Source organism: Clostridium sp. (assembly GCF_032552055.1).
Taxonomy (GTDB): Bacteria; Bacillota; Clostridia; order Clostridiales; family Clostridiaceae; genus Clostridium.
On sequence record NZ_JAWGSV010000171.1, the window covers coordinates 1 to 6,714 of the forward strand.

General features: G+C 29.9%; 7 protein-coding genes. 1 reads left to right on the forward strand and 6 read right to left on the reverse strand.

Translation table 11 applies throughout. The annotated features are described in order from the left end of the window. Positions 1-1,071: DUF1576 domain-containing protein (locus E6248_RS11290; protein ID WP_316340902.1), on the forward strand; the 1,071-nt coding region annotated here is incomplete at its 5' end. A 790-nt stretch (positions 1,072-1,861) separates the two neighbouring features. On the opposite strand, the gene E6248_RS11295 is transcribed toward E6248_RS11290, so the two are convergent. The 6 genes from E6248_RS11295 to E6248_RS11320 are packed head-to-tail and all read right to left on the reverse strand — an operon-like array spanning position 1,862 to position 6,404. Continuing rightward, entirely contained in the window at positions 1,862-3,097 is a 1,236-nt protein-coding gene (locus E6248_RS11295; RefSeq protein WP_316340903.1) for an alpha-L-fucosidase, read from the reverse strand. Between the two features lie 21 nt (positions 3,098-3,118). Beyond that, on the reverse strand, positions 3,119-3,832 hold the full coding sequence (locus tag E6248_RS11300) for an SIS domain-containing protein (protein WP_316340904.1): 714 nt from the start codon (positions 3,830-3,832) through the stop codon (positions 3,119-3,121). Positions 3,833-3,862: 30 nt separating this feature from the next. Next, positions 3,863-4,360, reverse strand: coding sequence for a PTS sugar transporter subunit IIB (locus E6248_RS11305; RefSeq protein WP_316340905.1), 498 nt, complete (start codon positions 4,358-4,360; stop codon positions 3,863-3,865). A gap of 19 nt (positions 4,361-4,379) precedes the next feature. Then, positions 4,380-5,183: a PTS system mannose/fructose/sorbose family transporter subunit IID gene (locus E6248_RS11310; protein ID WP_316340906.1), complete on the reverse strand. Its 804-nt coding sequence runs from the start codon at positions 5,181-5,183 to the stop codon at positions 4,380-4,382. Continuing rightward, positions 5,170-5,967, reverse strand: a complete 798-nt coding sequence (locus E6248_RS11315) for a PTS sugar transporter subunit IIC (RefSeq protein ID WP_316340907.1) — start codon at positions 5,965-5,967, stop codon at positions 5,170-5,172. The genes E6248_RS11310 and E6248_RS11315 overlap by 14 nt, the downstream gene beginning before the upstream one ends. Before the next feature lie 20 nt (positions 5,968-5,987). After that, on the reverse strand, positions 5,988-6,404 hold the full coding sequence (locus E6248_RS11320; RefSeq protein ID WP_316340908.1) for a PTS sugar transporter subunit IIA: 417 nt from the start codon (positions 6,402-6,404) through the stop codon (positions 5,988-5,990). Positions 6,405-6,714 lie beyond the last annotated feature (310 nt).

A 6,714-nucleotide genomic window follows, 5' to 3' on the forward strand; every position in this document is an offset into this window, starting at 1 on the left:
GCTCTAATTAATTCTAGTCTGACAAGCTTTATTCCTATGATTATATTAATTCTTTTAAAAGTTAAACCAAATGGCGCTATTATAATGTCAATCTGGCTAATTAAAGGGTTTGCTTTCTTCGGGAAAAATATACTGAATATTTGGCCTATTATGATTGGCGTCTATTTATATTCAAAATATAAAAAAGAACCATTTTCAAAGTATGTATTAACAGCACTTCTTTCAACTACCCTTGCACCTACAGTAAGTCAATTTAGCTACACCGGACATTTTCCTAGTTATTCTGCAATAATTCTTGGCTTCTCTCTTGGAGTATTTACAGGTTTTATATTGCCTCCTATAGCTAATCATTGTTTCAATTCTCATAGTGGGTACAACCTGTATAACGTAGGATTTGCAGCTGGATTATTTGCTACTCTATTAATGGCAATCTTACGAGCTTTAGGCATAGAATTTCCATCAAGATTAATATGGAATGTAGGTTCAAATCGCATATTTTCTATAATATTATTTTCCACATCAATATTTTTAACTATTATTGGTTTATACAAAAATAAAAACCTAATTACAGATATGAAGAATATCTTTAAGAAATCAGGAATTTTACCTAGTGATTTCTACCAAGATTTTGGACAAACCACTTACTTTAATATGGGAATCTTAGGTTTATTATCCACAACCTTAGTTTTAATTGTCAATGGTGACTTAAATGGACCAACTATCTCTGCAATCTTCACTATTATTGGTTTCGGAGCTTTTGGTAAACATTTACAGAACGTTATCCCAGTTATTATAGGAGCTTTAATTGGTGCCTTTATTAACATTGATCCTATAAATTCTCCATCCTTAATATTATCAATACTATTTTCAACAGCCCTTGCTCCTATTGCAGGAAAATTTGGCTGGATAGCAGGAATATTAGCTGGTGTCCTTCATGTAAATATGGTTAGTAATATTGGATACCTTCATGGTGGATTAAATCTATACAATAACGGCTTAGGGGCAGGATTTGTAGCAATGCTACTTGTTCCAGTTCTAAAAGCCTTTAAAGAAAGTGGACAAGTAAATTGAAATGCTACACATTTTATTAATGAATTAATGACCTATTTATATAAGTTAGATTCAAAAAATATTCAGGTTAACTTACATAGAGATGAAAATAAAACTTTTTTCTTATCTCTGGAGAAGTTCATAATATTGATGATACTGAATTAAATAGGCTAAAAACAATATTAAATACCCAAAGACAACATGAAGTGGAAGAATACTATTGGCACTTAGGTGGATAAAGCGATGCCGAAAGATATCTTTCTTTAGTTGGAATAATGATAGATGATGTAAATATATCATCTAAAAATAATATCTTATCTTTAGATATATAGAAATTAATATTATTCTTTTGGATATGCCTCCTTTGTTAGTTGTAGTCGGCAAACCTGCATCCTTCCTATTGGAGGCTTTTTTATACTCATAGCTAAAAGCCTTCCGGAACCACAGGTAAAACCTATGGTATTCTTTATACAAAAACATAGACATTTGAAGTGAAAAATTTCAAATGTCCACTATTAATATATTTAGAATACCACTAATTAAAACTATAATTTCACAAGATCTCTAGTAATGAGCATAAATAAAACTCTTTTATAAACTTATCGTGATTTTGTAAATATTGCAAGTTTTATAAATATAACATAGATTTTTACCATTTTCAGAAGAAAAATAAACACTGCTATTAGAAAAAATATTTAAAAAATTATGTGATTAAAAGTCAAAAAATATTTTAGTATCAAATCCGTTTTAAGAACGAATAACAGATAGTTATAATAATATAATAAACCACCCGTTTATCGGGTGGTTCTTATTAATATATTTCTGCTACTCTAACAACTAAATTCGTTCCATATTTATATCCTGTTGCATTCATACATAATAAACCTGCTTCATTATTTTGAGTGAATTTTAGATCTTCATTATTATCTATCCATCTGATTCCATTTACTTTTTCAAAGAAATTAGTAAAAGTTCTTGGATTATCTCCTTCTCCTCCTAATGTAACATTTTTATTTCCAACGATTTTTAAATCATGAATAAACAGATATATTTTTCCTTCCTTAGTTTTTAATGCAAAATCCTTTCCTTGAGACTTTATTTCACAAGGTTTTCCTTCGTATATAGCTTTACCATTAATATTCATCCATTGTCCTATAACCTCAAGCATAGCTTCTTGCATTCTTGTTATATTTCCATCTTTATCAGGCCCAACATTCAGAAGATAATTTGCCCCGACTTTTCTACATGCACATAGTGTTTCTATAAGCTGAGCTGTTGATTTGTAATTAAAATCATTTTTAGCAATTCCCCAATGGGAATTCATAGTTTGACACATTTCTCCTGATACATACTTACTCATATTGCTTCTATCTATAGGCGTTGGTAATCCTTGTTCGAAAGTAACACTATCTATTTCATTATGCTCAAGTTGTCCACGTCTACTTAAACCAGTATTGTTTATTATCATTGCATTAGGCTGATATTTTCTTATAGTTCCATATAATTCATCAAGCTTCCAATCTGCACCTCTCTTGTCCCAATTTCCATCAAACCAAAATCCACCTATTTCTCCATACCTTGTGCAAAGAATTTCTACAGATTTTCTTAAATACTCAAGATAAGTGTTAAAATCAGTTTTATAATTTTTTTCATGCCAATCTAAGGTTGCATGGTAAAGTATAGGAACTATACCATCTTCTCTACAAGCTTCTAAAAATTCTTTTAATAAATCTCTTTTAGCCCCACTATGAGGTGCATCGTAATTTGAAAGTCCGTTAGTATCGTATAAGAAGAAGCCTTCATGATGTTTAGTTGTAAGAACTATATATTTAATTCCAACCTTTTTTGCAAGCTTTGTTATATTTCTAGGGTTATACTTTTCTGCTGTAAATTTCTTTGCATACTTTTCATATTCCTCTGAAGGTATGCCATGTATTTCCATAAGCCATTCACCAGATTCTTTTAGCGAATATAACCCCCAATGAATAAATAATCCAAACGCCATCTGCTCAAACTTCTCTATTCTTAACTCTGGTCTAACTATCATTTGATATCCTCCAATATTACTCTATAATCTATTTAATCTATCTTTATACTTACATAATAATTTGTCATTGTACTCAAGCCCACCATCAATATTAGCACTCATAAATATAGGAGGTGTAAAACCTTGCTTTAACATTATATCCATTGATTCAAGAACTGCTGAATTTAAAAGCATAGCTCCAGCTATAGATGAAGTAGCCCCAACTTTAACTGGTATTCCTTCAACTTCAAGCGCAGAATCCCCATATACCCCCATATTATCTAAAATTACATCTGCATAATCAAAAAGCTTTTTGCCTGAGGAATGTCTTGATTCAATATTTTTTGATACTTCATATGAAGTTAATACTATTATCTTTAAACCATTTTCCTTCGCTACTTTAGCGATTTCTATGCTTATAGGATTTCTTCCTGAGTTGGATATTATAACAATGCAATCTTCTTGTCTAAAATCACATTCCTTAGCAAATGTTTCTCCTACACCTTCAATTCTCTCATATATCCCTGTGGAAGGTTCTCTTAAAAGCTTTGTAGGAATTAATCCTCCTGTTCTGCCTGATATCTCTAAAGCAGTTCCATATGAATGTCCACTTCCAAAAGTTTGAATAATACCTCCATTCATTACGCTGTTTGCTATTATTTCAGCTGCTTTCATAATATTTTCATTTTGATCTATCTTTAACTTCTCTAGTAAATCATCTATAGCTTTAAAATATCTATCTGTTAATACGCCCATTTCTATCTCCTCTCAATATTAATATATTTTTTATTTATCTTTTTTAGCTTTTTCCATATATTCTTTTAGATAAGTTTTCTTTTCGTCAGGAACCATTATAGCTGTCAATACTACTCCTCTTTTTTCTAACTCCTCAAAATCATTAAATTCTTCTTTTGTTAAACTTATAGACTTCTTTATTTGTATAGTATCTTTTCTATTAGCCATGTTTCCTACATTTACTTCTTTTATATCTAACCCAAGATCCATTAAATCTAATATATCCTTTGGACTTTTAACAATCATCATTACTCTTTGGCCTTCATATCTATTATTTAATATGTTGCTAGCCGCTTTTTCCTTAGTAATTATTGATGTTCTAACTCCTGATGGCGCAACCATCCTTAAGATTGACTTTTGCATCTCATCATTAGCAACTTCATCATTAACTACCATTATTCTACCTACTTTTAAGGATGTCCCCCAAAAGTTAACTACTTGTCCATGTAATAATCTATCATCTATTCTTATGTGTACTATACTATTCATACTTATTCACTCCTTACTATTAAGCAATTCCCAATATATGAATTACAATTGAAATTACTATTAATAAAATAATTGTCTTTGTTGAAGTCATTTTCTTCTTTCCTAATATCCAATATACAAATGCAACTAAAGCAACTGGAATTAATCCTGGCATAATTTGATCTAATATAGATTGAAGCTCCATTTTAACGTCACCTTGTTGAAATACATAGGATGTTTTTAAACTAACTACAGTTGGAATTAATGCTCCAATTACTGTTAATCCTAAAATATTAGCAGCTTCTGTTATATTCTTTAATTTTCCACCAATATTTTCAACTAACTTAGTACCTTCTCTATATCCTATATTTATAAATGCTTTAGAAATAAATAATTTTATTAAACCTGCAATTATCCAAATGATTACTCCAAAATAACTTCCTTGCAGTGCCATATAAGCTGCAACGGAACCTAATACAGTTTCCCATATTACCCCGAATAAAGTATCTCCAACTCCTGCTAATGGTCCCATTAATCCAGTTTTAATTGATGCTATTGCCTCTTTGCCTTCTATTCCACTTTCCTCTTCTATTGCTAGGTTAGCTCCTAACAGAAATTGAGCTGTAGTTGGATTACAATTAAAAAATTGAAGATGATTTTTAATTGCCATATTTAGTTCATCATCATCTTTATACATTTTTCTCAATGCAGGCATCATAGTATATGCATAACATAACCCTTGCATCTTTTCATAAGTCCAACCACTTTCACCATTGAGAATCCATCTCCAACAAACTTTATTAATATCACTTTTACTTAAAACTTTATTATTATTCGTCTTCATCTATTATTCCCCCTTCACTTGAAACTGGAACATAATTTACAGATTCTTTAACTACCTTTGATGATCTTTTATAATTTATAATTGCTAATCCTGCTCCGACTATTGCAACTCCTAACATTGGTACTGATAAATAAGCTGCTATTACAAAACCAATTAATAAATATCCAATAAAATTTTGAACTGGTAAATATCTTAATAATATAGCTACCCCTAAAGCAGGTAATACACTTCCAGCAACTTTAAGTCCTCCAAGTAACCATTCAGGTGAAATATTTAAAATATTTTGTACTATATCATTTCCAAAGTATAATGCAAAAAATACTGGTATAGTTCTAGATAATCCCCATGTTACTATTCCTAATAAATTCATTATTTCCATTTTTCTATATTGTCTTTTTTCAACATAAGCTTCAGCTTTGTGTAATAACACTGTATTTGAAAATCTTGCTAATATATCAAATTGTACTAATAATAATCCAATTGGTACTGCCAGTCCTAAAGCAAATTCTAGTCCTTGATTAGAAATTACTGCAAAAGCTGTTCCTATTAGTGCTCCTGACATATAATCCGGAACAGTAGCTCCACCATAAGTTCCTACACCAAGAATCATAAGTTGTAATGTTCCTCCAACAGCTAAGCCAGTTGTTATATCTCCTAGCACTAAGCCTGCAAAACATCCAGCTATTACGGGTTTATTGAAGCCAATTTGTGGATTTAATGAATCCCAAACTGCAAGCCAAGCATATAAAGTTAATAGTATAATTTGCCAAAATTCAACTTTCATATTGTTTTCCTCCTTAATTTTTACTCATCTTCAATTGATACTTGAGAATTTAAATCAATATTCATTATACCTTGTTTTGAAGAACTCAAGATTGATTCAATAACTTCATCTAAAATACTGTCTTGATTTAAAACAGCCTCTATAAGCATAGGTAAATTAACTCCAGATAATATTTTTATCCTTAGTTCACTTTCTAATGCTATTTTTATTGCTGTATTACATGGAGTACCTCCAAATAAGTCTGTTAGAATCAATATTTCATTTTCATCTTTTATACTATTGGTAATATTTATGAACTTTTCTCTCAAATTTTCTATTTCATCATTCTGTGAGAACTCTATGAAATATAATCCTTTTCGTTCACCCATTACCATATCAATAGTATCTCTAAATCCTTCTGAAAGTTTCCCATGTGTTGCTACAATTATTTCGTACAAATTTTCCCCTCCTTTTTTTATTTAACTAATTAGTAACTACTTTTTATGTTTTTTTGAATTTCTCATTTATTTATAAAGCAATATTCATGCCAAGTTTTGTAACGCTTTTCAAATGAATATAATTTCTTTAGAATTGGCTTATTTACTGCTTTCATAATCTTTAATAAAATTATAAATATTACTTTTAAAAGTTTGTGTTATAGTTTTGCTAATTTTGTGTCATAGTTTTGTTTAATTTAATATATTATTTCCCATAAAGCTTTGAAAACACAAAAAAAGAATCAGCAAAACTTGTGCTGATTCTTTTTTG